This is a genomic window from Bradyrhizobium sp. 1200_D9_N1_1, from assembly GCF_052075915.1.
GTDB classification, from domain to species: domain Bacteria; phylum Pseudomonadota; class Alphaproteobacteria; order Rhizobiales; family Xanthobacteraceae; genus Bradyrhizobium; species Bradyrhizobium diazoefficiens.
Genome location: NZ_CP197226.1, coordinates 4,021,217 through 4,048,016, shown reverse-complemented (window position 1 = coordinate 4,048,016; position 26,800 = coordinate 4,021,217). Strand labels below are relative to the sequence as shown.

General features: G+C 64.3%; 24 protein-coding genes and 1 tRNA gene. 11 read left to right on the top strand and 14 right to left on the bottom strand.

Features of this window, described 5'->3' with window-relative positions; genetic code table 11:
• The first annotated feature begins 24 nt into the window (after positions 1–24).
• From AB5K84_RS19390 to AB5K84_RS19375, 4 genes are all read left to right on the top strand, one after another.
• Positions 25–1,242: a class I SAM-dependent methyltransferase gene (locus tag AB5K84_RS19390; RefSeq protein ID WP_162603589.1), complete on the top strand. Its 1,218-nt coding sequence runs from the start codon at positions 25–27 to the stop codon at positions 1,240–1,242.
• The gene (locus AB5K84_RS19385; protein WP_110116386.1) at positions 1,235–2,440 is read left to right on the top strand and encodes a class I SAM-dependent methyltransferase; all 1,206 of its coding nucleotides are present in this window, start codon (positions 1,235–1,237) and stop codon (positions 2,438–2,440) included. Before AB5K84_RS19390 ends, AB5K84_RS19385 begins: the two co-directional genes overlap by 8 nt.
• Before the next feature lie 3 nt (positions 2,441–2,443).
• Positions 2,444–3,478, top strand: a complete 1,035-nt coding sequence (locus tag AB5K84_RS19380; protein WP_110116387.1) for a Gfo/Idh/MocA family protein — start codon at positions 2,444–2,446, stop codon at positions 3,476–3,478.
• 307 nt (positions 3,479–3,785) lie between these two features.
• Positions 3,786–3,992, top strand: a complete 207-nt coding sequence (locus tag AB5K84_RS19375; protein WP_110116388.1) for a hypothetical protein — start codon at positions 3,786–3,788, stop codon at positions 3,990–3,992.
• Between the two features lie 684 nt (positions 3,993–4,676).
• Here the strand turns inward: AB5K84_RS19375 and AB5K84_RS19370 are convergent.
• A tRNA-Trp gene (locus tag AB5K84_RS19370) sits at positions 4,677–4,752 on the bottom strand.
• Positions 4,753–4,902: 150 nt separating this feature from the next.
• On the opposite strand from AB5K84_RS19370, the gene AB5K84_RS19365 reads away from it, so the two are divergent.
• Positions 4,903–6,126, top strand: a complete 1,224-nt coding sequence (locus AB5K84_RS19365) for a serine hydrolase domain-containing protein (protein WP_162603590.1) — start codon at positions 4,903–4,905, stop codon at positions 6,124–6,126.
• A 115-nt stretch (positions 6,127–6,241) separates the two neighbouring features.
• Here the strand turns inward: AB5K84_RS19365 and AB5K84_RS19360 are convergent, their stop codons facing one another.
• Together AB5K84_RS19360 and AB5K84_RS19355 are read right to left on the bottom strand one after the other, a co-directional pair.
• The gene (locus tag AB5K84_RS19360) at positions 6,242–7,009 is read right to left on the bottom strand and encodes an SDR family NAD(P)-dependent oxidoreductase (protein WP_011088190.1); all 768 of its coding nucleotides are present in this window, start codon (positions 7,007–7,009) and stop codon (positions 6,242–6,244) included.
• A 140-nt stretch (positions 7,010–7,149) separates the two neighbouring features.
• Complete coding sequence (locus tag AB5K84_RS19355) at positions 7,150–7,848, bottom strand: histidine phosphatase family protein (RefSeq protein WP_162603591.1); 699 nt, start codon at positions 7,846–7,848, stop codon at positions 7,150–7,152.
• Positions 7,849–7,981: 133 nt separating this feature from the next.
• Here AB5K84_RS19355 and AB5K84_RS19350 point away from each other — a divergent pair, with 133 nt between their 5' ends.
• Complete coding sequence (locus AB5K84_RS19350; RefSeq protein ID WP_271555318.1) at positions 7,982–8,767, top strand: SDR family NAD(P)-dependent oxidoreductase; 786 nt, start codon at positions 7,982–7,984, stop codon at positions 8,765–8,767.
• A gap of 899 nt (positions 8,768–9,666) precedes the next feature.
• Here AB5K84_RS19350 and AB5K84_RS19345 read toward each other — a convergent pair.
• Positions 9,667–10,845, bottom strand: coding sequence for a helix-turn-helix transcriptional regulator (locus tag AB5K84_RS19345; protein ID WP_441232596.1), 1,179 nt, complete (start codon positions 10,843–10,845; stop codon positions 9,667–9,669).
• Between the two features lie 192 nt (positions 10,846–11,037).
• Between AB5K84_RS19345 and AB5K84_RS19340 the strand changes: the two genes are divergently transcribed.
• The 4 genes from AB5K84_RS19340 (at position 11,038) to AB5K84_RS19325 (ending at position 15,415) form a co-directional block, all read left to right on the top strand.
• Positions 11,038–12,813: a YadA family autotransporter adhesin gene (locus tag AB5K84_RS19340; RefSeq protein ID WP_441232595.1), complete on the top strand. Its 1,776-nt coding sequence runs from the start codon at positions 11,038–11,040 to the stop codon at positions 12,811–12,813.
• 207 nt (positions 12,814–13,020) lie between these two features.
• Positions 13,021–13,587, top strand: a complete 567-nt coding sequence (locus AB5K84_RS19335) for a hypothetical protein (protein ID WP_244651777.1) — start codon at positions 13,021–13,023, stop codon at positions 13,585–13,587.
• A 126-nt stretch (positions 13,588–13,713) separates the two neighbouring features.
• The gene (argE, locus tag AB5K84_RS19330) at positions 13,714–14,886 is read left to right on the top strand and encodes an acetylornithine deacetylase (protein ID WP_162603594.1); all 1,173 of its coding nucleotides are present in this window, start codon (positions 13,714–13,716) and stop codon (positions 14,884–14,886) included.
• Between the two features lie 178 nt (positions 14,887–15,064).
• Entirely contained in the window at positions 15,065–15,415 is a 351-nt protein-coding gene (locus tag AB5K84_RS19325) for an immunity 8 family protein (protein ID WP_038967957.1), read from the top strand.
• 246 nt (positions 15,416–15,661) lie between these two features.
• Here the strand turns inward: AB5K84_RS19325 and AB5K84_RS19320 are convergent, their stop codons facing one another.
• The 3 genes from AB5K84_RS19320 to AB5K84_RS19310 all read right to left on the bottom strand — a co-directional run bounded on the left by AB5K84_RS19320 (position 15,662) and on the right by AB5K84_RS19310 (position 18,933).
• Positions 15,662–16,288, bottom strand: a complete 627-nt coding sequence (locus AB5K84_RS19320) for a LysE family translocator (RefSeq protein WP_110116396.1) — start codon at positions 16,286–16,288, stop codon at positions 15,662–15,664.
• Positions 16,289–16,499: 211 nt separating this feature from the next.
• On the bottom strand, positions 16,500–17,558 hold the full coding sequence (locus tag AB5K84_RS19315) for a phosphotransferase family protein (protein WP_110116397.1): 1,059 nt from the start codon (positions 17,556–17,558) through the stop codon (positions 16,500–16,502).
• A gap of 139 nt (positions 17,559–17,697) precedes the next feature.
• Positions 17,698–18,933: an acyl-CoA dehydrogenase family protein gene (locus tag AB5K84_RS19310; protein WP_011088203.1), complete on the bottom strand. Its 1,236-nt coding sequence runs from the start codon at positions 18,931–18,933 to the stop codon at positions 17,698–17,700.
• 325 nt (positions 18,934–19,258) lie between these two features.
• Between AB5K84_RS19310 and AB5K84_RS19305 the strand changes: the two genes are divergently transcribed.
• On the top strand, positions 19,259–19,930 hold the full coding sequence (locus tag AB5K84_RS19305; RefSeq protein WP_110116398.1) for a TetR/AcrR family transcriptional regulator: 672 nt from the start codon (positions 19,259–19,261) through the stop codon (positions 19,928–19,930).
• Between the two features lie 3 nt (positions 19,931–19,933).
• Here the strand turns inward: AB5K84_RS19305 and AB5K84_RS19300 are convergent, their stop codons facing one another.
• From AB5K84_RS19300 to AB5K84_RS19270, 7 genes are all read right to left on the bottom strand, one after another.
• Complete coding sequence (locus tag AB5K84_RS19300; protein WP_162603595.1) at positions 19,934–20,326, bottom strand: RidA family protein; 393 nt, start codon at positions 20,324–20,326, stop codon at positions 19,934–19,936.
• Between the two features lie 95 nt (positions 20,327–20,421).
• Positions 20,422–20,637, bottom strand: a complete 216-nt coding sequence (locus AB5K84_RS19295) for a hypothetical protein (protein ID WP_028171360.1) — start codon at positions 20,635–20,637, stop codon at positions 20,422–20,424.
• Positions 20,638–20,794: 157 nt separating this feature from the next.
• Complete coding sequence (locus AB5K84_RS19290; RefSeq protein WP_110116400.1) at positions 20,795–21,670, bottom strand: 3-keto-5-aminohexanoate cleavage protein; 876 nt, start codon at positions 21,668–21,670, stop codon at positions 20,795–20,797.
• 4 nt (positions 21,671–21,674) lie between these two features.
• The gene (locus tag AB5K84_RS19285) at positions 21,675–22,904 is read right to left on the bottom strand and encodes a CaiB/BaiF CoA transferase family protein (RefSeq protein ID WP_060907991.1); all 1,230 of its coding nucleotides are present in this window, start codon (positions 22,902–22,904) and stop codon (positions 21,675–21,677) included.
• A 183-nt stretch (positions 22,905–23,087) separates the two neighbouring features.
• Positions 23,088–24,293: an MFS transporter gene (locus AB5K84_RS19280; protein WP_162603596.1), complete on the bottom strand. Its 1,206-nt coding sequence runs from the start codon at positions 24,291–24,293 to the stop codon at positions 23,088–23,090.
• 134 nt (positions 24,294–24,427) lie between these two features.
• Positions 24,428–25,255 carry a 3-keto-5-aminohexanoate cleavage protein gene (locus AB5K84_RS19275; RefSeq protein WP_110116402.1) on the bottom strand — a complete coding sequence of 276 codons (828 nt, stop codon included), beginning with the start codon at positions 25,253–25,255 and terminating at the stop codon, positions 24,428–24,430.
• A 130-nt stretch (positions 25,256–25,385) separates the two neighbouring features.
• Complete coding sequence (locus tag AB5K84_RS19270) at positions 25,386–26,783, bottom strand: MFS transporter (protein ID WP_011088210.1); 1,398 nt, start codon at positions 26,781–26,783, stop codon at positions 25,386–25,388.
• Positions 26,784–26,800 lie beyond the last annotated feature (17 nt).

Below are 26,800 nucleotides of genomic sequence, written 5' to 3'. Positions count from 1 at the left end.
ACCTGCCAAATGCGAGAACAACCAGTGACCGACCATTGCCGCCTCTGCCATTCGACCAACCTTCGACCGGTCATCGACCTCGGGCAGATGCCGATTGCGCATCGGCTCCGGCACAGCCGGAACGAGCAGGAGGAACGGTATCCGTTCGAGGTGCTCGCCTGCGGCGATTGCGGTCTGCCGCAGATCGTCAAGCCGATCGATCCCGACATCCTGTATCGCCAGTTCAACTACAATTTCAGCAGCTGGAAGCCTGAGCCGCACCAGGTCGACGAGCTCGATACCATCGCGAAATTCTCGAATCATCAATCCGTGTTCGAGATCGGCTGCAACGACGGCCTGTTCATGGACAAGCTTCGCGAGCGCGGCGCGAAGGTTTTGGTCGGCGTGGAGCCCAACCCGGTGTCGGGCAAGATCGCCCGCGAGCGCGGCATCAAGGTCTATGCCGACATGATCAGCCCTGCGATGTGTCACGACGCCGTGGCGCAGGCCGGCAAATTCGATCTCGTCGTCTCGCGCCAGGTGCTGGAGCACATTGTCGATTTCGAGAACTTTTTCGATTGCGTGAAGATCGCGCTCAGCGACGACGGGCTGCTGTTCATCGACGTGCCGGATTTCGCGCCGGGCTCGACGGCCGGCGACCTCTCAGTCCTCTGGGAGGAGCACGTCAGCTATTTCACCGAGCCGACCCTGGTCGCGCTGCTGGCGCGCCACGGCTTCGAGGCGGTGTCCGTGAAGAAATACAATTTCAGCGGCGGCACCCTCGCGATCGCGGCCCGCCGTGCGACGCGCGACGTGACGCCACCGCCCGCCCCCGCCGGCGTCGGCGAGAAATTCGGCCAGCGCGCGAGGGAGTATGGCGCCCGCCTGCGACCGATTCTCGCCAAGGCCCGCGCCAGCGGCGCCGAGATCGCCATCTACGGCGCGGGCTGCCGCGCCTGCACCTTCACCAATGCCCACGAACTTGCGGATCTCGTCGATCTCTCGGTCGACGATCAGAAGGAGCGTCAGGGACTGTTCCTGCCCGGCACCGGGATTCCGATCCGATCGCCCGAGGATCTCGCTGGCAAGTCCGAACCGCTCGTCTGCCTTCTTGCCGTGAACCAGGAGAACGAAGCCAAGGTCAGCAGCCGGCTGCGCGAAAACGTGAAGCGTCCGCTGCACATCGTCTCCATCTTCGCGCCCTCCGATATCTGGAGCGAGCTCGATCGCCTCGAGGCGGCCGCAGGGTCGCAGCATGGCTGACGACAAGCTCTTCAACTACTACGAACGCCAGGACATCCTGCCAACGTTCGGCAATTTCAAATCCTCTGCCGAACTCGCCGCCTACGCCGGCCAGCGTCGCGAGCTTTTTTCGGACAAGCTGGTGCTGCCTGCGCGGCTGTTCCGCGATGCGGAGGTTCTCGAATTCGGTCCTGATTCCGGTGAGAACGCCCTGGTGTTTGCCGGCTGGGGCGCGAACATGACGCTCGCCGAACCGAACCGGCATGCGCACCCGAAGATTGAGGCTTACTTCGCGCATTTCGGCCAGGCGGAACGTCTTCGCGAACTCGCATTATCCGACGTCGAGGGGTTTCGCAGCGACCGCCGTTTCGACGTCATCGACGCCGAAGGGTTCATCTACACGGTGCAGCCGAGCGAAAAATGGCTCGGCATCTTCCATCGGTTGCTCAATCCGGACGGTCACGCCGTCGTTTCCTATTACGAACGTTATGGCGGCTTCTTCGAGCTTGCACTCAAGGCGATCCATGCCGCCGGCAAGGTCTTGACGGGCCGCTCCGCGCTGGAGACGGCGAAGCTGCTGTTCGAGCCGAAGTGGAACAGCATTCCGCACACCCGCAGCTTCGAATCCTGGCTGATGGACGTGCTCGAGAATCCGTTCGTCCGGCACCGCTACTTCCTCGATGCGGAGGCCCTCTGTACGGCGGCGCATAAGCAGGGGTTCGACATCCATTCGGCATGGCCCGCCTATCGCGACAGCCTGGACGTCTACTGGCACAAGAAGGTCCTGTCGGCGGACGAGAAGCTGCGTCGCGCCACACGCCATCTCGACCGCAGCCGTCTGAGCTTCCTCGGGGGACGAAAGCTTTATCTGGTCGGCAAGGCCGACGCGGTGAGCGCGATCTCGGCTTCGATCGAAGCTCTGGTGCTCGATGTGGACAGGATGATCGACGAGCCCTTCGGCGACAGCCTGCCCCGCGTGATCACCAGCCTCGCCTCGTTACGCGAGATGATCCTGACGACGGACATTCTCGCCGACGATGCTTCCGACATCGAAGCCATCACCGCAACGCTCGACAGTTTCCATCGCATCTTCAGCGCGATCGGACGGCGCGATGCGTCCGCGATCGCCGCCCACACCCAGTTCGACCAGACGTTCATCAACACCTGGGGGCAGCCGGCGCATTTCCTCGTCGTCCGGAAGCGCATCGAGGGATCGTAGCAAGTGAGGCCAGGCATTGGCATCATCGGAACGGGCATGGTCGGCCAGATGTGCCACCTCGCCAATTTCGTCGCCAATCCCGCCTGCCGCGTCGTTGCGATTGCAGATCTCCGACCTGACCTGGCAACCGCCGCGGCGCAGAAATTCGGCATCTCGCGGGTCTACGGCACGCACCGGGAACTGCTCGCAGACAGCGGGGTATCCGCCGTCGTCGTCGTGACCAAGCGCCGCGCCACCGGCCCGATCGTGCTGGATGCGTTGAACAGCGGCCGGCACGTGCTGTCGGAGAAGCCGATGGCCTACACGACGGTTCAGGCCGCGTCGCTGGTCGAGGCTGCGCGGCGGCAGCGCCTCGTCTACAGCATCGGCTACATGAAGCGTCACGACGCCGGCGTAGCGCGCGCATTGGCCGAGCTGGCCCGTTTGCGCACAGACGGTTCGCTCGGATGCGTTGTCGGAGCAAGGGGCTGGTGCTTCGGCGGCGACACCGGCCGATCACACGACAATTTCGTCATGACCGGCGAAACCCGGCCGGACGGGCTCGAGCTCTGGCAGGATGGCCCCGATTGGATGCCGAGCGCGATGCGGCCCGGCTACGATAATTTTCTGAACGTGTTCAGCCATATCATCAATCTGGCGCGCTACCTGCTCGGATCGTCGCCGGCAGTCGCCGAAAGCACCGTCGAGATCGCGGGCGCGGCGCGCATAGCCCTCGACTTCGACGGCGTCGCGTGCGCGCTGGATCTGGTGAATGGATCCGAAGGTGCGTGGCGCGAGGGATTGACGATCGATTTCGAGCGGGGCGCATTGACCATCGAACTGCCCCCGCCCTTTGCCGAGCAGGAGGCGGAGGTCATTCTCGACCAAGGCGGACAACGCACGCGGCTGGTGCGCGAAGGGAGTTGGGCGTTTCGGCGTCAGGCCGACGCTTTCGTCGCCGATATTGTCGAACAAGGAACGCCCCTGGCGTCCGGCCAAGATTCGGTGGCCGACATCGCGCTCGCCGAGGCGATCTGGAAGCGGCAGGTCAGCGGCTAGGCATCGCATCCGCTTTCGGGCGATCGAGCGGCGTTATCCGCGCGATCGGCCCTGGCTTGATGGTGACCTCGGCAAGTTGACGCAGAAACTGCGATACGTCTCAGGCCAGAGTCAAATCGTCGATTCCTAGCGGTGCGGAATGGCGTCAAACTACTGCCTGTCGTGGGTGTGAAGAAGTGAGCCGCCGGTTGACGCTGGCGGGCCGGTTTTGCGCCGACGGGAATTAACTGATTTTCAACAATTCGTTGTGCGGCAGGGGCAGATTAACTAGAGTGGCGGCTGTTCAACATTCGTAGCGTCACGAGTCATGATTACGTACAAGCAGTACCATATCCAGCGATTTGAGCAGGGCCATAAGCGTTGGATTGCCCGTATCACGCGGACAGACGGCCAGAACATCCGCACCATCCTTCCGGCGTCTGAGCATTCCTATCTCGATACGAAGCCGGCCACGTCCGCCGAGGAGGCCGAGAAGCTCGCCAGGGAGGGGATCGACTTCGGCGGTGTTGTCTAGCGGGTCGCGAGAGTTTCATTCAGTCGCTCTATTGTGGGTTTCACCGGCGGGGATGCATCGCCGACGACGTCCCTTCGCTGCCGGCGTAGACGTGATGTCGGACAGGACGAGGCATGCCGCCATCGAAACGCGGCGCAGGCCAGAGTCAAGTTGTCAATCCCTTGGGCCCCGGAATGCGCGCGAGCTACTGCGCGTCGTGGGTGTGGACAAACCCGCCGGCGTGAACCGGCGGGCTTTACGTTTGGATAGTTGGGTGACGTTCCTGGGGGCCGACCTCGATGGCTTCGTCCGTTACCGTGTTGTAGACCCCCGCTCCGCTCAGGCCGAAGGACGTGCTTGCGCTCGATACCGCAACGCCCGCCTCGCCTCCGTCGATTCGAGGCGGCATGCCTCGTAGGGCGTATCGAGCATCTGGAGATCGGGCCGAAGCAACGCACTGCCTTGACGAAGGATGGCTTCCGGGAGTCTGATCGGCCGCACGGGGCGGCAACAGAACGACATCGACGAGCTCGCGCGCATGGAGCGGCGGTGCCGGGAATTGGCCGCCGGCGCCGCCTCCCTGGAGGAGCGCGATGCCCTGCTCGAACTGGCGGGAAGCTATCGAGCCGCTACCCAGGCGCCACCTACTTCGAAATTGCCGGTAGCGCGAGATCGCCAATTTTCTGCTAAGTCATTGAGATTGCTTGGCAGGAGTGGCAGGGCTCGAACCTGCGACCCCCGGTTTTGGAGACCGGTGCTCTACCAATTGAGCTACACTCCTACGGACCCTGCGTCGCCTTAGGATCACGGCCGCTTTCAAGCACAGGGGACGGCCGGATTGCAAGGGAGAAGCGCGCCCGCTTCGCTTGTTTGTGCCGCACCTTCTGGGCCACATTTCGCTCCCGACAATAATGTGCCCCCGGGAGTGACCATGACCGCGACAGCCGCCCTTAGCCCCGCAACCGCGCCGAAAACACCGCCTTTGCCCGAGGCCAAGCCCGAGACACTGGGCCTGTCGCGGCCGCGCCTCCAGGCGATGTCGGACGCCTTCAAGCGCGAGATCGACAAGGGCACCGTCCCCGGAATCACCGTGCTGGTGGCCCGCCGCGGCCAGGTCGGCTGGTTCGAGGCGCTGGGCCGCCAGAGCCCGGCCGTATCAACGCCGATGGCGCTTGATTCGATCTTCCGGATCTTCTCGATGACCAAGCCGATCGTCTCCGTCGCCGTCATGGCGCTGGTCGAGGACGGCCACCTCCTGCTCGGCGATCCCGTCGCCAAGTTCATTCCGGAATTTGCCGACCAGAAGGTCGGGATCGTCAGCGGTGGCAAGCTGGACCTGGTTCCGCCGAAGCGGCCGATGACGGTGCAGGACCTGCTCCGCCACACCTCTGGCCTCACCTACGAGCACCAGGGCGACGGGCCCGTGCACAAGATCTACCAGGACTCGCGGGTGCGCAGCCGCAAGATCACCAATGCCGAGCACGCCGCACTGGTGGCGAGCTTCCCGCTGGTCTGCCAACCCGGCGACGAGTTCAACTACAGCCGCTCCACCGACATCCTCGGCCGCATCATCGAGGTCGTCAGCGGCAAGTCGCTCGGCACCTTCCTCGCCGAACGCGTGCTTGCGCCGCTCCAGATGGCCGAGACCGGATTCTCGACATCCGAGGCCAATGCGGGCCGGCTCGCCGAACCGTTCGCGGCCGATCCCTGGACCGGCGACAAGGTCGCGCTGTTCAACATGCTGGAGCAGCCGGTGATGGAATCCGGCGGCGGCGGCCTCGTCTCCACCACGATGGACTACGCCCGTTTCGCGCTGATGTTGCGCAACGGCGGCACGCTCGACGGCAACAGGATCATCGGCCGCAAGACGCTGGAGCTGATGGCCTCCGACCACCTCGGGCCCGAGGTGAAGACCAACGGCACCCTGCTCTCGCCCGGCCACGGCTTCGGCCTCGGCTTCGCCGTGCGCCGCGAGGCCGGAATCGCGCCCTTCCCCGGCAGCGTCGACCAGTATTTCTGGAGCGGCATTGCGGGAACGTTCTTCTGGATCGACCCGAAGGAGGATCTGCTCGCGGTGTTCATGAGCCAGGGCCCGGGCCAGCGCGACTACACGCGCACGCTGGTGCGGGATCTGGTTTACGCGGCGGTGGATTGACCTCAGATGCTGCTTGAATTGAACGATCGAGCGGCAAGCTCGGTGTAACCTCTCCCGCTTGCGGGAGAGGGAGCGCAGCATGTGCCGCGGCCACACCTCGGCCTGATCTCACAATTCAACTGATTGTCGCGCCGCCGTCGATCACCATGGTCTGGCCGGTCATGAAGTCGCCGGCCTTCGAGCCCAGGAACACCGCCGCGCCGGCGATCTCGTCGGGGATGCCGATGCGGAGCAGCGGCGAGCGCGAGGTCGAGGCCTTCAGGTTCTCCGGATTGTCCCACAGCGCCTTGGCGAAATCGGTCTTGATAAGGCCGGGCGCGATGCAGTTCACGCGGATGTTGTGCTTGCCGTATTCGCAGGCGAGGTTGCGCGCGAGCTGCATGTCGGCGGCCTTCGAGATCGCGTAGGCGCCGAGGATGGTCGAGCCTTTGAGGCCGCCGATCGAGGACACGATGATGATCGAGCCGTCCTTGCGCTCGATCATCTGCGGCACCACCATCGAGATCAGCCAGTTGTTGGCGACGATGTTGTTGTCGAGGATCTTGCGGAACTGATCGTCGGAGATGCCGGCGAGCGGACCGTAATACGGGTTCGACGCCGCGTTGCAGACCAGCACGTCGATCTTGCCGAACGCTCGATTGCTCTCGTCGATCAGGTTTTGCAGATTTTCCTTCGAGGAGATGTTGGCCGCGATCGCGACCGCGGTGCCCTTGTCGAACCTGTCGTTGATGCCCTTGGCTACCTGGTCGCAGACGTCGGCCTTGCGTGAGGAAATCACGACTTTGGCGCCGTGCTCGGCCATGCGTTCGGCGATCGCAAGCCCGATGCCGCGCGTCGAGCCTGTGATGACGGCGACTTTCCCCTTCATGTCGAACAAGGTCATGTTTCTCTCCCAGATTGATTTACGTATTCAGTGTCGTTCCGAGGCGATGCGAAGCATCGACCTATGGTGCGCGGTTGCGCACCTGAGAATCTCGAGATTCCGGGTCCGGTCCTGCGGACCGTCCCGGAATGACAGCTTGCTCAGGCGAGCTTCTTGACTTCCGGCCCCGCCAGCTGATGCATCGCCGCGTGCGCATCATCTGCGATCCACGGCTGCTGATTGACCATCGGCAGCCGCCAGACCGTGCGCTCGGGACTCGCAAAATAGTCGAGCCGCGTCACCGAGCAATTGTCGATGTCGAACGACAGCCCCCGCTCCGGTTGGCCGTCGAGCGCGAGCCCCAGCGCGGCCTTAATGGTGCCGCCATGCGCGACCGCGATGATGTCCTGCCCCGCCGCCTCCGTGTTGATCCGCTCGATGGTGCGGCGCGTGCGGTTGTAGAGATCCATGAAGCTTTCGCCGCCGGGCGCGGGCTCGTTGATGTCGGCGAACCAGCTCGTGCCGACCGGACGGCTGGCGATGAACTGGGCGCGGTTCATGCCCTGCCAACGGCCGAGATTCTGCTCGGCGAGGTCCGCTTCCCACGTCATGGACGCAGGCCTTGGAAAGCCGGCCGCCCAGATCGCTTCGGCCGTTTGATGCGTCCGCATCAGATTGCTCGAATACCAGACCGCCTTGCGTGGCAGCACCTTGGCGACAGCATTGAACACGTAGGTATCGCTGGTGTCGCAGGCGATGTCGCTCTGACCGTAGATATTGCCGCCGTCATTGCGCACCGGCGCGTGACGGACCCACCACCACCGTGTCGTGACCACATTCGGCTTGTCTGCGCCTGCCATCGAAACCCTTCCATCCCGTGTGATGTCGCTGTACGTCAGGTGTGAACGTGTCTCAAGACACTTTACCGTTTGAAATCTTGTTTGAAATTCCGTCGCGCGGCAAGCGTCGCGCACACGTCAAAGGGAGAAACGCATGGGCCGTCTGCAAGACAAATCCGTCATCATCACCGGCGCCGGCAGCGGCATCGGTCGCGCCGCAGCGCTGCTGTTCACCAGGGAAGGCGCCAGGCTGATTGCGGTCGATCGCACCGAGGCGGTGAAGGAGACCGTCGAGGAGGTGAAGAAGGCCGGCGGTGTCGCGGAAGCGATGGTCGCGGATGCGGGTTCCGAGAAGGACGTGATCGCCGTCATCGACAGGGCGGTGAAGACGCACGGCCGGCTCGACGTGATCTGGGCCAATGCCGGCGTCTCCGGCGGGCTCATCCCGCTCGGCGAGCAAACCGTGGAACACTGGCAGGAGGTGCTGCGCGTCAACCTGATCGGTCCGTTCCTCGCGGTGAAGCACGCGATGCCGCACATGGTGAAGCAGCAGTCCGGCGCAATCGTGCTGACGGCGTCGGTCGCCGGCCTCAAGGCCGGCGCCAGCGGTCATCCCTATGCCGCGAGCAAGGCCGGCGTGATCAGCCTGGTGCAGACCACGGCCTATTCGCTCTCCGGCACCGGCGTGCGCATCAACGCGGTCTGCCCCGGCCTGATCGAAACCGGCATGACGAAACCGATCTTCGACCGCGCCAAGGAGCGCGGCACCGCCGACAAGATCGGCCAGCTCAACCCGCTGAAGCGCCCCGGCCAGCCGCACGAGCTCGCGGCGATGGGATTGTTCCTGGCCAGCGACGAAGCCTCGTATGTCAACGGCCAGGCGTTCCCGGTGGACGGCGGTCTGACGGCGTCGATGCCGTATGCGGGCAAGCCGGTTTAGCAAAGTCGTTCTCTACGTTGATGATGGCCGGGCGAGCCGGCCATTTTCGGACCGGCGTTTTGCGCGAGACCGCGGCAACACCCTCGCTGTCGTCCTGGCGCAAGCCAGGACCCATAGCCGCCGAACTTGGTTGCTGCGAACGCTGGTGGCCACATCGCGCTTCGGCAACGCTGACCGGGGTGCGGAGGGATTCTGGATTGCTTCGCTGCGCTCGCAATGACGGAGTGTGGGAGACGGCGTCGCTCTTTCAACTCGCATTCCCATCGCAGACACACCTTCACCCTCTCGCGGCCTGTTTCGCCCGAGCTTTGCTTCGTCGCGTCACGCCCAATGAAAGAGGGCGCAGGGAAGACCGGGAGCCGGCTGGCTCCCATTGACCGCCATGCGAGGTGCAGATTGCGCTACGATGCACAGCGGGGAAACAGGGCAACCGAGACATCCCGGCCTTCCCTGCGCAGTGGTTGGAACAGCTTATGTCGTGCTCTCCCCGGGGAGCGATGCACTATTGCCCCCGTCGCCCTGCGGATGGCTGACGCGCGCGGTCCGGTCGGGCCGCACACATCACCGCAGGACTTGGCGCACAGACCCCGGGCGCCAGGACGACACGATTTGGCCGTACGCCGATCACACCGGTCGTGCGCGCGATGGTTTCGCTCACGGCTCTCCGCCCTGCGATGCCTTTCGCGCCGATGTGACCCACGTCCACCGCCGCCCGGCCCGCGTTCGTGACGATCGCGATACGCCCCTCTTCCCTGGGCCGGAGTGAGGCGACACATACGCCGTTTCCGAATTTCGGTAAAGTGGAATATTTTAGACGATGGGCGTTGACCGCCATCTTGCGTGTCTTGCCCGAGAGGCAACGCAAGGTCTTGTGGCCCGGATGGCGCCGGCGGCCCGCCTTATTCCGGTGGGATCGTCCCGGCCTGCTCGCGCAGCGATTTCGGCGTGACGTTATAGGCGGCGCGAAACGCGCGGTAGAAGCTCGAGACGTCGAGAAAGCCGCAGCGGAACGCAATGTCCGCGACCGACAGATCGGCGTAGACGGGATCGAGCAGATGAACGCGGGCCCGCCGCAGCCGCGCCGCCATCACCACCTGCGAGAAGCTCTCGCCGGCCTTCGCCAGCATGTGCTGCACGGTGCGCGAGGGCATGCCGAGCCGCCGAGCCACCCGCTCGAGGCTGACCTCGGGATCGAACGCCTGCTTGCTGATCGTCTGCCGAACCAAGGCGAGCCGCGCGCGGTAGACGGCCTCCTCACCGTCCACTCCCTGCACGCCGTCCCTGGCGCCGAGCCAGCGGCCAGTGAGCTTGATCAGGTGCTGCGTCGCCTCCGCGGCGCCGCCTTCGTCCAGCCCCGCCCCGTTCGCGATCAACAGCCGCGCATAGCCGGTCAGGAGCTGATAGTCGGCACCGGTGCAATCGAGCGGGCGGCAGGCCAGGTCGACCGGGGACAAGCCCCACTCCCTGAAGATCGCGTTCGGCAATTTCAGGCTGATGCAATGGCCGTTGTTCGGGGCAATGGCCTGTGTGCTCGCGTCCAGTACGAGCAGCCCCGCCTGTCCCGGCTGGACATCGATCTCGCGCCCGAGCTGGCGGCCGATATGAGTTGTCGCGCCGATGTTGAAGCTCAGATAGACATGGTCCTCGTCGTCGCGGTTGATGTGCTTTTTGGTCCGCGCGCCGATAAAGGAGGAGCTGAACATCTCCCCCAGCGCGACCGTCTCGTTCATGAGGAATTTGTGCGTCCCGATGATGCGGGCATCCCCCTCGGAAAACCCCATGTCCATGCCGGTGACGATCTGCTCGAAACACACGGCCCACACGCGAGCGCGAATGGCGGGATCGGTAATGCCGTCAAGCACAGTCGTATCGAAAATCAGGCTCTGAAAGACCGACATCCCCCCGCCCCACAGTTGCAAACGAAAAAATAACACGGAAGAAGAACGGCGCATCTTCCGGCAATAATTTGCAATAGACGCAATGTGGTTGCGTGCCAAGCGGTAGAGGCGGACCGGTCGGGGCGATAATTTCGTCAGCCACAAATCATTGCAGTCGCAGGCCTCGGCCCGATGCAGCACGACATTCGCATCGCGATAGCGTGCCGCAACGAGGACGACGCCCCTGCTGCGGGCATGGGCGAGAGCGACATGATGTTGAATTGGGCGGGGCTGACAGCGTATCGATCAACCGAGGATCGCAGGTGGCGCGCATCCAATGCCCGAGGCCGATCCTGCCCGGTCCGCATTGTGCGCCTGGTCGCGGTCTTTGCTTTGTCAGCGCTTTGTCTGCTGTCCGGAAAACGGCCGGCGACAGCGCAGTTCGTCTGCGCCACGTCCGGCGGTGCGACGATGGGCGCCTCCGCGGGCGGTCTCGCCAGCACCAACTTCGCCTGTGGACCGAACGCCAACGCCTTTGGCCTCGTTAGCGCCAATTTCGCCGCCGGCGTCAACTCCGACGCCAGCGGAGACGCCAGCTCGAACTTCGCCGCGGGCGTGAATGCAAGCGCGACCGGCGACAACAGCAACAACGTCGCAATCGGCAACGGCGCCAGCGCCGCCGGCGATTCCGGCACGAGCGTGGCGACCGGCTTCGGCGCCAACGCCGCCGGGATCGGCGGAAAGAACGTCGCCACGGGCGACCATGCCAATGCCAGCGGCAACAATGGGACCAACATCGCAATCGGCGTGAACGCCGCTGCCAATGGCAACAACTTGAGCAATACGGCCGTGGGTTCCAATTCAATCGCCACCGGTACGAATTCGTCGGCGTTCGGCGCCAATGCCCACGCGTTCGGCAGTCAGAGCAGCGCATTTGGCCTCGGCAACACCGCCAACGGCGGCAACAGTGCCGCGCTCGGCACCAACAACACCGCCACCGGCAACAACAGCGCCGCCGTAGGCTCGACCAACGCCGTCAACGGCGACGGCAGTGGGGCCCTCGGCTCCGGCAACGCCATCAACGGCACCAACTACGCGGCCGTCGGCTCCAACAACGTCGTCGCCGGCAACAACGGCGCGGTTGTCGGCTCCGGCAACGGCGTCACCGGCGACAACACCGCGGCCTTCGGCTCCAGTATCGGCATCGCCGGCGGCAACAACGCGGCTGTCGGCTCCTTCAGCACCGTCACCGGCAGCAACAGCGCGGCTGTTGGCTCCTTCAACAACGTCAGCGGCAATAACAGCGGCGCCTTTGGCACCGGACAGAACGTCCGCGGTAACGGCACGTTCGCCATCGGCGATCCCAACATCGTCAACGGCAACAACAGTTTGGTGTTCGGCGACAACAACACGGTGAACGGGTCCAATGTGGCGGGTCGCGGCGACAACATCCAGCTGGTCGGCTCGAACAACACCATTGCGGCAACGTCCAGCGCCGCCGGCTCCTCCGTGTTCGGCAGCGGCAACACCGTCAACGCCACCAATGCCGTGGTGATGGGCAACAACAGCACCGTCTCCGGCGCGTCCTCTGTCGCGATCGGCAATGGCACGGGCGCTACCGGCATCAACACGATCGCGATGGGCACCGGCGCCGGCGCGAATTTCGACAACTCGGTCGCGATCGGCAGCGGCGCGACCACGACGCGGAGCAACCAGGTCGCAGTCGGCACCGCCAGCAGCACCTACACGATGAGCGGCATCACCTCGGCTGCGAGCAAGGCGGCGCAGTCGGGACCGACACAGCTCGTCACATCGGACGCGGCCGGCAATCTGGCGACCACCTCGCTGGCTGGCCTCGGACTTGCCTCCGCCGGCGACATCAACGGAATCAACTCCCAACTGGCCGCCCTCAACGGCCGCGTCGACAACCTGACACGGGAGTCGCGCGGCGGCGTGGCGTTGGCGCTCGCGGCGTCCAGCCTGCAATTCGATCCTCGCCCCGGCAAGATCTCGGTCTCCGGCGGCTTCGGCAATTTCCAGGGACAATCCGGCCTCGCGGTCGGCCTCGGCTATTCCTATTCGGACGCCATGCGCTTCAACGCGGCATTCACGGCCGCACAGCAAGGCGCCATCGGCGTCAGGGCCGGCGCGTCGTGGACGCTGAACTGAGGATGATGTTACCGACCGATCTTGCGGGCCGCGACAACTTCGCGTGTCCGGATGTTGCCGGACGGTGACAGATTCCGTTTGATCGAACCGCTAGTGTCGTTGGGCTCGGTTGGTCTGAGGAATAGCGATGCATGTTTTTATTGGCTCGGGTGTGGGAGCCCGACCTGGATCGATGGGATTCGGCGCGCGTGTCGGGGTCAGGCCCGGATGGTGAGGCTGGGTTGGGCCGTGCGCTCGCGGAAATATCTCGGCCTCGCTTTGGGCGTGGTGATCGCCTTGTCGCCGATCGTGATGAACCCGATCAGCGCCGAGGACGACAAGGCCGCCGCCAAACAGCCACAGCTTCCCGTCAGCGCCGAGCAGGCGCTGTACCTGATCCGCTCGACGCTGCTGACGCTGAACGATGCCAACCGCTCCGGCAACTATTCGGTGCTGCGCGATCTCGCCGCGCCCGACTTCCAGGCCAGGAACAGCGCCGCCGACCTCGCGCTGGGATTCACCGACCTGCGGCGGCGGAATTTCGACCTGTTCTCGGTGGCGCTTGCCGCGCCGCAGCTCTCGACGCCGCCTTATCTCGATCCCAACAAGATGCTGCGGCTGACAGGGTTCTTTCCGACCCGCCCGCTCCAGATCAATTTCGACCTCACCTTCCAGAACGTTGCCAACCAGTGGCGGCCCTACGGCATTTCGGTTGCGACACCGCAGGCGCCGCCGGAAACCGCCGCGGCGCCGGCGCCCGCGCCGGCCAAGAAGAACGCGACCCAGAAGAACTGAGCGCATTCGGACGGCCGAGCGGGCTCGCCCCCTGCCCGGCGGGTTTGCACGTCGTGCCGTTCCGTTGGTATGGTTCGTGCAGGCGGCAGAGCCGACCACGATCCCTCCCATCACATGATCCCGAGAATGCTGGACACAAGACCCGACCGGATTCGCAAGCTCCTCGCCGACCTCGTCGGCTTCGACACCATCAGCGACCGCACCAACCTGCCCCTGATCGCCCATATCGAAAGCTATCTCGCGGCGCTCGGCGTCGGCTTTGAGCGCATCGTCGACGAGACCGGACAGAAAGCCTCGCTGTGGGTCACGATCGGGCCGGAGGACCGCCCGGGCCTCGTGCTGTCGGGCCATACCGACGTCGTTCCGGTCGTGGGCCAGGACTGGAGCCACGATCCGTTCAAGCTGGTCGAGCGCGACGGCAGGCTCTACGGCCGCGGCACCACCGACATGAAGGGTTTTGTCGCGGTGTGCCTCGCCATGGTGCCTGACATGGTGGAGGCCAGGCTCAAGACGCCGATTCACCTGGCGATCTCCTATGACGAGGAGATCGGCTGTGTCGGCGTGCGGCCGATGCTCGGCGAGGTCGCCAGGAAGAAGGTCAGGCCGCTCGGCGCTTTCATCGGCGAACCGACGCAGATGCAGGTCATCATCGGCCACAAGGGCAAGCACGGCGTGCGCGCCACCTTCCGCGGTCTTGCCCGCCACTCCTCGATCGCGCCCGACGGCGTCAATGCGATCGAATATGCCGCCGAACTGATCGTCGAGATCCGCCGCCGCGCCGTGCTGCTCGCTGGCAAGAAATCGACCGACAGCCTCTACGACGTGCCGCACTCGACGCTGCTCACCAGCATCGTGCATGGCGGCGCCGCGCTGAACATCGTGCCCGATACCTGCACGGTGGATTTCGAATGCCGCGGCATCGGCATCACCGAGTCGCGCGAGGTGACGGATGCGATCGTCGCCTGGGCCAAGGCCGAGATCGAGCCGGCGATGAAGGCGCGGCATCCGGAATGCGGCATCGATTTCGAGGAGATCCTCGACTATCCCGCGCTCGACACCGCCGCCGATGCGACAATCGTCACGCTGGCCAAGAGCCTCGCGGGGCGCAACGACCACGCCAAGGTCGCCTTCGGCACCGAGGCGAGCCTGTTTGCCAGCATGGCCGGTATCCCCTCGGTCGTGATCGGCCCCGGCGCGATCGCACAGGCGCACACGCCGGATGAGTTCGTGGAGATGTCGGAGCTGTTGAAATGCGCGGGGTTCGTCGAGAAGCTGATCGCGCATTGCGCGAAGGGGTAAGGCTTCTCTTCGTCATTGCGAGCGAAGCGAAGCAATCCAGAGTCGTTCCGCCGGGGCAGTCGCCGTAGGGTGGGCAAAGCGAAGCGTGCCCACCATTGTTACCACGTCGCCGAGAGGTGGTGGGCCCAGCGCTACGCGCTTTTGCTCACCCTACGAAACTACACACGATGGTCCGCCCATGGTTACTGCCAAACTGAGATTTCTGCACAGTCCTGACGCGGATCCGCTTGAGGCGTTCTCGCCGAGCGGGCCTTTTGGAATCCTGGTAATGGCTATCGTCGGTCCCGCCGATGGACCAGGACAAGAGTCCTTTGACTTTATGCTCTGCACGCCCGACTGGTTCAGTTCGAACATGGAGGATGACCTCACGATCGGACGGCACCATGTCTTCGTGAAGCAATACGACTATCCTCGGCTCCAAGCGTTCGTCGAAGCCTATTGTGCTGAATGCTCGGGAACCTCCTGGAAGGAAGTGGCAGAAAAACTGAGCCGCCTCGGAAAATGGGAGTTCGAAGACTACATTTCCTAGTCACCGAGAGCGGGTAAAGCGACTTACTCACCCAGCTGTCATGCCCCGGCTTGACCGGAGCATCGGGTACGCCGCGGCCTCTCGGTTCAACCACGACCGCCTCTGGAATACTGGATTGCCCACCTTCGCGGGCAATGACGTTAGAGAGTGTGGGGACGGCGTATAGCCCGCATGAGCGAAGCGACATGCGGGACCACTGTCCCGGATATCGCTGCGCTCATCCGGGCTACGGGAGCGCACCGCGCCTCAGCGCTCCTGCAACGCCAGCCGCACGCCGACGGCGCAGTAGATGGTCCCAACCACCTTGCCCTGCCACTTCACGACGGCCGGATGGCGGCGCAGGAAATTGCCGAGACGACCGGCACCCACGGCGAACACGACGGTGCTCAACAGGCCGAGCAGCACGAAGACGATGCCGAGGACCGCAAGCTGAAGCGCGGTCGCGCCGTGTTCCGGCCGGACGAATTGCGGCAGGAACGCCAGGAAGAACAGCGCGGTCTTGGGATTGAGCACCTCGGTCAGCACGGCCTCGCGGAATGCGCGACCTGCGCTGATCGTGGGCGCTCCGCCATTCAGCTCGATCGGTGCCTTGTCGAGCATGGCGCGAATGCCGAGATAGATCAGGAACGCGGCCCCAGCATATTTGACGATGCTGAACAGGAGCGCCGAAGTGGCGATGATCGCCGACAGGCCGACGATCGCCATGCTGGTGTGAATCACGTCACCCGCCGCAATCCCCGCGCCCGTCGCGATACCCACCTTCGTTCCGGAGCTTGCGGCCCGCGCCATGGTGAGGAGCGTGGCCGGACCGGGAATGAAGACGAAGCCGAGCACGATGAGGATGTAGGCGATGAGGGTGGTGTGGTCGATCATGTCGCGAGCTTACGTCACCGCAACCTCGCTGTCATGCCCTGGCTTGACCGCGGCATCCAGTACGCCGCGGCGGCTCGGTTCAGGCACTGCCGGCTCTGGAATACCGGATTGCCCGCCCCAGTGCGCAATTGCGCACAAGGCGGGCAATGACGCGGAGCGTGTAGAGGAATGTGAAAAAAAGCGCGGCCATCGACCGCGCCTTCATAGTTCCTCAAACCGCCCCCGCCTTCTGCGCGTATTCCCATGACGCCTGCGACAGCGGCACGGTGCGCTTGGCGGATTCAAGCGCCTTGGCGTTGGCGGCGGTGCCGTCGCGGATGCGCCCCGCAATACCTTGCGTGATGCCGGCGAGACGGAACAGGTTGTAGGAGAAGTACCAGTTGAGATCGGGCACGCTCATCCCGGTCGCGTTGCAGTAGATCTGCGCGGCCTCCTCCAGGCTCGGTATGTTCAGCGCCTTGAGATCGACGCCCTGCAGGCCCGGCATGATCCACTGCATGAGCAGATAGGTGAAGTCGGCCATGGGATCGCCGAGCGTCGACAGCTCCCAATCCAGCACGGCCTGCACACGCGGTTCCGTCGCGTGGAAAATCATGTTGTCGAGGCGATAGTCGCCGTGGACGATCGAGACGCGCGCCTGTTCCGGCACGGTCTTCGGCAGCCATTCGGCGACCTTCTCGAACTCCGGAATGTGCTGGGTCTCGGACGCGCGATACTGCTTGGTCCAGCGATCGATCTGCCGCGCGAAATAATTGCCGGGCTTGCCGAACTCGCCGAGGCCGATCGCGACGGGATCAAACATGTGGAGCTTGGCCAGCGTCTCAATCTTGCTGGTGAAGATTTTTCGGCGGTCCTCCGGCGTCTGGCTCGGCAGCGCCGGATCCCAGAACACCCGGCCGTCCTCCATCGACATGATGTAGAAGGCGGCACCGATGACGCCGTCGTCCTGGCACAGCGCATAGGCATGCGCGACCGGAAAGCCCTGTTTTCCAAGCGCCGCGATCACGCGGTACTCGCGGTCGACCGCATGCGCCGACGGCAGGAGTTTGCCGAACGGCTTTCGGCGCATCACGTAGGAGCGCTTCGGCGTGTTCAGCCGGTAGGTCGGGTTGGACTGGCCGCCCTTGAACTGGAGGACGACCAGCGGGCCCTCATAGCCCTCGACGTTGTCGCGCAACCAAGCTTCCAGTCGCATCTCGTCGAAACGATGACGCTCCTCGACCGGCTTGGTGCCCGAGAACTCTTCGTCTTTCCTGACGCCGTCGGCCACGATGACGCTCCCTCAATTCTTTTGTCCGTCATTCCGGGGCGCCTCGAAGAGGCGAACCCGGAATCTCGAGATTCCGGGTCGGGTCCTTCGGACCATCCCGGAATGACGGCGTGGAGAGCGACTTGTGCCCTCCCCCATTTTAGTGCGTGGAAGAGTTTGCATACTTCCGAACTTCAAGTCTGGCAATGGCGCGGTTGTGCACCTCGTCCGGACCGTCAGCGAGACGGAGCGTGCGGATGTGGGCGTAGTCCTTGGCAAGGCCGGCCTCGTCGGAGACACCGGCGCCGCCAAAGGCCTGGATCGCCTGATCGATGATCTTCAGCGCCATGTTGGGGCCTGCGACCTTGATCATGGCGATCTCGAGCTGCGCCGCCTTGTTGCCGACCTTATCCATCATGTCGGCGGCCTTGAGGCACAGCAGACGGTTCATCTCGATGTCGGTGCGCGCCTCGCCGATGCGCTGCTCCCACACCGAATGCTCGATGATCTTCTTGCCGAACGCGGTGCGCGAGGAGAGCCGCTTCACCATCTTCTCCAGCGCCTCCTCGGCCTTGCCGATGGTGCGCATGCAGTGATGGATGCGGCCGGGGCCAAGGCGGCCCTGCGCGATCTCGAAGCCGCGGCCTTCGCCGAGCAGGATGTTCTCCTTCGGCACCCGCACATTGTCGAGCAGCACCTGGGCGTGGCCGTGCGGCGCGTCGTCGAAGCCGAAGACGGGGAGCATCTTCTCGACCTTGATGCCTGGCGTGTCGAGCGGAACCAGGATCTGCGACTGCTGCTGGTGCTTGGCGGCCTTCGGATCGGTCTTGCCCATCAGGATCGCGATCTTGCAGCGGGGATCGCCGACGCCGGACGACCACCATTTGCGGCCGTTGATGACGTAGTGATCGCCGTCCTTCTCGATGCGGGTCTCGATGTTGGTGGCATCGGACGAGGCCACAGCCGGTTCCGTCATCAGGAACGCCGAGCGGATCTCGCCGTCCATCAGCGGCCGCAGCCATTTCCGCTTCTGCTCCTTGGTGGCATAGCGGATGAACACTTCCATGTTGCCGGTGTCGGGCGCGGAACAGTTGAACACTTCCGAGGCCCAGGTGACGCGGCCCATCTCTTCCGAAAGCAGCGCGTATTCGAGATTGGTCAATCCCGCGCCGCGGAATTCATCGTCCTCATGCTCGGACGGAGGCATGAACATGTTCCAGAGGCCTTCGGCCTTCGCCTTCTTCTTGAGGTCCTCCAGGATCGGGATCACCTTCCAGCGCTCGCCGTTGCGATCCTGCTCGTCATAGACCGGCACCGCGGGACGTACGTGCTTGGCCATGAAGGACCGCACGCGGTCGAGCCATTCCTTCTGCTTGGGGGACAGGTCGAAATCCATGGGACGCTCCTCGTTTTCTCTCGTTCGAACCGGTTTTGCGCCGGACTGTCCTCCCGCTGCATGCGGCCCGCAAGCGCGAATGCGCGGATTGCGAAGCGCACAGGAACCAGATCGCAGTTGCGAACGAGTCCCGATTGCGGATTGACTTTTCCCGGCCTTCAAACGATAGTTTCATACAACTGTTTGAATTGCAACTCCCTCGGCCCTTCGCGCCCACTCGTCATTCCGGGGCGACGCGAAGCGTCGAACCCGGAATCCAGAAGTTGCGGCGCGAGATTCCGGGTTCGCGACGATGTCGCGCCCCGGAATGACGGGATAAAGAGTCATGGCCAGCGATCATACGAGGTCTGCCATTCTCGCCGCCGCCGAACGGCTTTATGCCGATCGCGGCTTCGGCGACGTGACGCTGCGCGACATCGTCGCGGAGGCCAATGTCAACCTCGCGGCGGTGAACTATCACTTCGGATCGAAGGACGAATTGATCGCGGAACTGTTCGTCTCCCGCTCGATCGCCACCAACCGCGAGCGCCTGCGCGAATTGAAGGCGGCGGAAGAAGAAGGCGGCGGCCGCGCGCCGATCGAGGTGATCCTGCGCGCCCTCGTCGGCCCGACCTTGCGCGGCTGCCTCGGCCCTGAGAACCAGCGCTCGACGGCGGCGCGCTTCATGATCCGCGCCTCGATCGAATCCGTGCCGCCAATCCGCCGCATCAAGAACCGCGAGATCGACCATCTGCGCAAATTCGCCGGCGCGATGCGAAGATCCCTGCCCGATCGCAGCGACGTCGACATCTACTGGGGCCTCAACTTCGCGCTCGCCATGGCCCACCACACCATCCGCGAGAGCGAGCGGCTGACGAAACTGTCGGAAGGCAAATGCGACCTCGACGACGTCGAGGACGTGGTTGCGCGCGTGGTCAGCGTGGCGACTATGGCGCTGACGGCGAGAAAGGCGGAAACGAAGGCCCCGGCACGCGCGCTCGCGAGAGACGCGCGCTAGCCTTCACATCATCGCGATGCAGTCGATCTCGACGTCGAAGGGGGCGAACCATTCCGGCGTGCAGACGAAGATCCGCGCCGGCGGATCGACCGGGAAATAGCGCGCATAGACCGCGTTGAACGCGGCGAAGTGCTTCGTCGAGGTGCAGTAAACGTTGCACTTCATGACGTTGTCGAGGGAGGCGCCGGCCGTCTCCAGGCACAGCTTCATCTGCTCCATGATGAGCTCGCTCTGCCGCTCGATCGGCGCGGAGGCGATCTCGCCGGTTTCAGGATCGAATGGCGGCAGCCCGGCGACGAAGATCATGTTGCCGGCGCGCGTCACCGGCGAGGTCGGCGCTTTCCAGCGGTCGAGAAACGACGAGATCGGTTCGACGCGGAGCGCTTCGCGTTTCATGGCGGCCACCTTCGGTTCGAGCGAGACTGGCGCCTTGCTACATTATATTGCAGCCGGCATGTTTCGCTTCTGATCGAAGTGTGGTCGTAGCGGGGTCAGGCCCGCTGCGGCATCTCCTCGGCCTCTTCCTTGGCCAGCAGCAGCAGCATCTCGATACCCATCTCACCTTCCTGCGGCGAGCGGATGAACTTTATTTCGTCGGCGCTTTGCCGCAGCGCGGCAATGATAGCGACGGCCTGATTGGCGGTTGCCGCCTCGGTCGCCAGAACGGCCTTCTGGTTCTTGGACTGAAACCCGATCGTATAGGACATGCACTTCCCCTCCCGGAACTCGCAGGGAGATCGAATCAGAGTCGCGCGCGGAGCGGAAGCCTGTGTAAGTACGGACCGGGTTTATCTGGGGATTGCGCGCAAGCCTCACGCAAGGCCAGCAAGCGTCACGCTGCGGTCACTTTTGGTTCGACGGCGCTCAGCCGAGCCCAAGCATCGCACGCGCCTCCGCCGCAGTTGCGACGCTCGCACCCAGGCTCTTCAGGATGCCTGCGGCATGCGCAACCAGCTCGGCGTTGGACTTCGCCAGCACGCCCTTGGACAGATAGAGATTGTCCTCCATGCCGACGCGGACGTGGCCGCCCAGCAGATACGCCTGCGCCACCATCGGGAATTCGGCGCGACCGATGCCGAAGCCTGACCAGACCGCGCCCGGCGGCAGCAGGCTGCGGGCGTAAAACATCGTCTCCGGCGTCGCCGAGAAGCCGTATTTGACCCCGAGCACGAGCGAGAACAGGCCCGGCCCCTTCAGCGTGCCGTCGGCGAACATATCGCGCGCCAGGTGGCAGTCGCCGGAATCGAACAGCTCGATCTCCGGCAGCACGCCGGCCGCCTTCATGCGCTCGGCCATGATACGGACGTTGCGCGGCGTGTTGATCACGACCTCGCCGCCGGAGTTCATGGTGTTGAGGTCGAGCGTGCAGATGTCGGGCTTGAGCAGCTCGACATGCTCGACGCGCTTTTCGGGAGGAAGCAGCGTGGTGCCTGCAGCGGCGATGCGGGGATCCTCGATTGAAGGCACAAAGCGTCCGCCCGGGCCGGTCGTGAGATTGATGACGAGGTTCTTGTTGCGGGCGCGGATTTTTTCCACCACCTCGCGATAGAGGTCGATCGCCATCGACGGCCGACCGGTCGCGGGATCGCGCACGTGGATATGGGCGATGGCGGCACCGGCGTCAGCTGCCTCCAGTGCAGATGTCGCGATCTGCTCGGGCGTGATCGGCAGATACGGCGACTGCTCGGGCTTGGTCAGGTTGCCGGTGATGGCGCAGGTGATGATGGTTTTGCCGGTCATGAAATCAGATAATGCCCTGCTGCTTCAGCGCTTCGATCTTCCCGGCATCATAGCCGAGCTTGCCGCCGAGCACCTCCTTTGTGTGCTCGCCGAGCAGCGGCGGGGCGCGGTAGTTCTTGATCGGGGTCTCCGAGAAGGTCAGCGCGTTGCGGATCAACGACAGCTCCGGCTCGAACTTGTGCTCGGTCTTCACCCGCATGCCGCGCGACTGGACGTGCGGATCGGAAAATACCTGCTCGAAATTGTTGATCGGACCTGACGGCACGCCGGCCTCCTCCAGCCTGTCGAGCCAGTAGGCCACCGGCTGCTTCAGGAACAGGCCGGCGAAGATCGCCATGATCTCCTTGCCGTGCACGACGCGGTCGTTGTTCTTGATGAAGCGCTTATCGTTGGCGAGCTCGGGCTCGCCGAGCACCGCACAGGTGCGCTGAAACTGACCGTCATTGCCGACCACCAGCATCAGCTCGCCGTCGGTGCAGCGGAACACGCCGGCCGGCATGCCACCATTGCCCCAGGTGCCGCGGCGCGGCGGCGTCTTGCCGTTGACGAGGTAGATCTGGAGCCAATGGCTGAGCGAGGCAATCACGGTGTCGAGCAGGCAGACGTCGAGATGCTGTCCGACACCGCCATTGGCGTCGCGATGGTAGAGCGCCGAGAGAATGCCGATCGAGGAATTCATGCCGGTCATGTAATCGACGATCGACGGGCCGACCTTCATCGGGCCCTCGCCCGGCTCGCCGTCGATATGGCCGGTGACGCTCATCAGGCCGCCCATTGCCTGCAGGATGGCGTCATAGCCGGCGCGCGGCGCGTACGGGCCGGTCTGGCCGAAGCCGGTCACCGAGCAATAGATGATTCCGGGGTTGATCGCCTTGATGGTCTCGTAGTCGAGGCCGTAGCGCTTGAGATCGCCGACCTTGTAGTTCTCCATGAAGACGTCGACGTCCTTGGCAAGCTCGCGAATGATCGCCTGGCCCTCGGGCTTGGCGATGTTGACCGTGACCGACTTCTTGTTGCGGTTGGCGCACAAGTAGAACGAGTTGTTGTTGTTCGCCTTGCCCTCGGGGTCGGTCAGATAAGGCGGGCCGAAGGCACGCGCGTCGTCGCCGGTGCCCGGCCGCTCGATCTTGATGACCTCCGCACCGAGATCGCCCAGCATCTGGGCCGACAGGGGCCCGGCGAGCACGCGGGTAAGGTCAAGGATCTTGATGCCTGAGAGCGGCAAGGCCGACATGTCGGTTTCCTCCGGGGAACTGGTGTTGGCGCGGCGGCCCGAGTGCTGAGGTTCGGCCGTGACTGCGCTCCCTGCGGATACACCATTTTCGGGCCTTGAGCACTGCACTCCGGGCATACGGCCATCCCTGCGCCGGCGGCCGGACCGGCCATCGAGAGCGAATTCCGCGCCGTGAATATTGCCTCAGGTTACGGCAGCCGCAGCCACCTGCGGCCGGCGGCGGCCGAGCAGGACCAGGATCAGCACGGTCGCGCAGGAAAACACCAGCGTCAGGCCCAGCGCGCCGCGGCTGCCGAACTGGGTGAGCAGAGCTGCAAGGAGCGGCGGCGAGATCGCGGAAGCGAGATTGAGCGGCAGCGCGATCATCGACATCGCCTTGGCGAACTCGGCCTGGTCGTAGAAGACGAGCGGAATCGTCGCTCGCGCCACCGCCATGGCACCGCTGCCCGCGCCATAGAGCAGGATGAAGGCTGCGACCGCCCAGGTCGCCCCCTCGCTCAGCATCAGCAGCAGCATGGCGACGGGGAGCGCCGTGCCGGCGACAAGCCCGGTCGTGATTCCGTCCCATCGTCCCCCGCCGAGGAAGTCCAGCCCGCGGGCGCTGACCTGGATCACGCCGAGCATCGAACCGAAGGCGATGGCCTGGGCCGGCGCCAGCCCTTCCGCCCGCAGCAGCTCGATGAGCACGGCGCCGAGACCAAAATTCACGAAGGCGTTCAGCGTGATCGCGATGACAACGAGATTGAAGGTGCTTCGCGGAATCGCGGGCGCATCGGAAGGTCTTGCAGCCGAGCCGCCGTCGTCCTTCATGATATTCCGGCGCGGCGCACCAAAGGCATAGAGCGGAAGCGAGACCAGGATCAGCATGGCGGCGTAGACGAGGCAGGTGCCCCGCCAGCCGAAATGGCCGCTGAGAAACGAGGTGGTCGGCCAGAAGATGCTGCTGGAGAGGCCCGTCACCAGCATCAGCGCGCCGATGGCATTCTTGGCCTGGCGCCCGGCGACCTCGTTGAGCATGATATATGCACCGGTCGACAGCGTGGCGCTGCCGCCCATGCCGAGAATAACCCAGGCCACGAAATAGAGCAGCGGCTCGCGCGCAAAATACAGAACGACATAGCCCGGCACGGCAACGACGGTGCCCACCATCATCACCTTGCGTGCACCGTGCCGCGCAAACGCCTTGGCGAGCCAGGGCGCGCACAGCCCCATGGTGACATAAAGCGTGGAGGTGCCCGCAAACACCATCGGCAGACTCATGCCGAGATCGGCCGCAAGGTCGCGGCCGACGATCGGCGGAAGGCCGATCGTTCCCCATCCGATGAGCTGGGTGATTGCAAGCACCAGCAGGACCCCGATGAGCCTGCCGTCAGATTTCAAGAACCGCATTCCAAACGTCGCCTGCCCGGCAGGCGCAGATCGCGCCTGTGGCACCCGTCTTACCCGGAGACTCAGCGCACGGGAACGCCGGCCGCCGAATGGCAGAAGGCAGCCGGGAGCATGTCAGGCGGAGGCAGAAGCCCCTACCCCGGGAGCCCGAGCAGGGATCGCGCCTCGGCAGCGGTCGCGACGCGCCGGCCGTGGCGCGTGACAGCCTCGCAGGCGATGGTCACGAGCTCCGCGTTGCTGGCGGCGAGGCGTGTCTTGTCGACCCTGATATTGTCCTCGAGCCCGGTGCGAACCGCGTCGGCGCCGCGCGCGAGCGCCCAGCCCATGACCTCGGCTTGGTGGCGCCCGATCCCGGCCGCGGTCCACGTCGCTTTCGGGATCAGCCGCCTGAGCTCTCCCAGGAGGATATCGAGGACATGCTCATCCGCCGGCATCGCGTTCTTGACGCCCATGACGAACTGCACGTGCGGACGAGGGTCGATCAGCCCCGCCTCGATCAGGCGGCGGGCGCCATGCAGATGCGACAAATCGAAGATCTCGATCTCCGGCCGGATGCCACCTTCCTTCATGCTGGTGGCGAGGGTCTCGACCAGGGCAGCGCTGTTCTCGTAGACAATCGTCGGAAAGTTCACCGATCCCGTGGACAGCGAGGCCATGTCCGGCCTCAGATAGAGCGACGATCCCCGCGCCGAGGGATCGCGGCCCCGCCCGCCGGTCGAGAACTGAACGATCATCCCTGGGCAGTGCTTCCTGATGCCTTCCTGCACCAGGGCAAAACGCTCCGGGTCGGAGGACGGCGTCTCGTCATCGTTGCGAACATGGATATGGGCAAGCGTGGCGCCGGCCTCGAAGGCTTGTTGCGTCGACTCGATCTGCTCGGACGGCGAGATCGGCACCGCGGGATTGTCCTTCTTGCGCGGAACGGAGCCGGTGATAGCGACGGCAACGACAACGGGGTTCATCCTGCAACCTCATGATGATCGCGCTCACGCGCACATATTCTGGATCGGCAGCCACACAGTGCTGCGAAACCCTGCCGCTGCGACAATCATCGATCGCAGCGGCAATCGCCTCATACCATAACCGTACCCGTCAGGTCGGAACTGCGGCAGCCCCGCTCGCCGCTCCCGCACGCTGCCGCTCATAGTCTGCGCGCGCCATCGGAACGGCTTCGGGATTACCGAGATCCTCAATGTTGATCCGGTAGGTCTCCCGGGCCGTGACGGCCGCCAGCGCGGCGATGATCGTGATGCCGAAGGCGATCGCCCCCACCGTCAACGGAATGTTGGCCGAGCCGGGAGGCGCCACGGTCGCAAACAAAGCGGGAAGCAACGCGGTGATGGTCGTGCCGATGTTCTGCGAGATCGCCATTGCCGACACACGGGTGCGCGTCGGAAAGAGCTCCGGGTAGAAACTCGGGAAGATCGCGTTGTAGCCCTGGTAGACGACGCCCCACATCAGGAGGGACAGCAGGATCGCCAGCGGCACATTCCGGATGCTGATGGCATAGAGATAGCCGAAGGCGAGCAAGCCGGAGAGCAGCGCGCCCACGATGATCGGAGGCTTGCGGCCGACCTTGTCGGAGAGATGGCCGACGAAGGGAATGACGAACACGGCCAGCATGTTTCCGAGCACTGGGATCCAGAGATAGACGTCCTTGGCAAAGCCGATGCCATAGGCGGGCTGGACCGCGTAGGCCGCACCGAAGATGGTCGCAACGACGGGGATGACGTTCATCAGAGCCATGCAGATGACCCTGAGCATGTCGCGCCAGCTCAGCTTGATGGCCTGGACAATGGGCGCCCGCGGCGTTTCTCCCAGCTCGCCCTCGCGGGCAAAGGCGGGGGTTTCGTCGACTTCGCGGCGAATGATGTAGCCTGCGACGATGACGAAGAAGCTGAGCAGGAAGGGAATCCGCCAGCCCCAGCTATTGAAGGCGTCGGTCGGCATATAGGCCGCCAGCGGCAGGAAGACCGCGGCCGCGAGAATTTGTCCGGCCTGCACGCCCTGAAGGGCGAAGCTTGCATAGAAGCCGCGCCGGCCGAACGGCGCATGCTCCAGGATCATCGAGCTTGCGCCGGAGATCTCACCGGCCACGGCAAATCCCTGCACGAGGCGAAGGATGACGAGCAGGATCGGCGCCAGGATGCCGACTTGCTGATAGGTCGGCAGGATACCCACCGCCATCGTCGAGATGCCCATCAGGAACATGCAGACGATGAGAACAGTCTTGCGGCCATGGGTGTCGCCCCAATGTCCGAGGACGAAGGCGCCGATCGGCCGGGCCACGTATCCAACACCATAGGTCGCCAGCGATGCGACGATGGCGACGGTGGGATTGTCCGACGGAAAGAAGATCTGCGGGAAGATCAGCGACGCAGCGGTCGCGTAGATGAAGAAGTCATAATATTCGAGAGCCGACCCGATCCAGCCGCTGGCAGCAGCCTTCCTCGACTGACTCATGTGGTGCATCGCGCGAGTCGTGACCATTTCAAAATTCCTCCCTG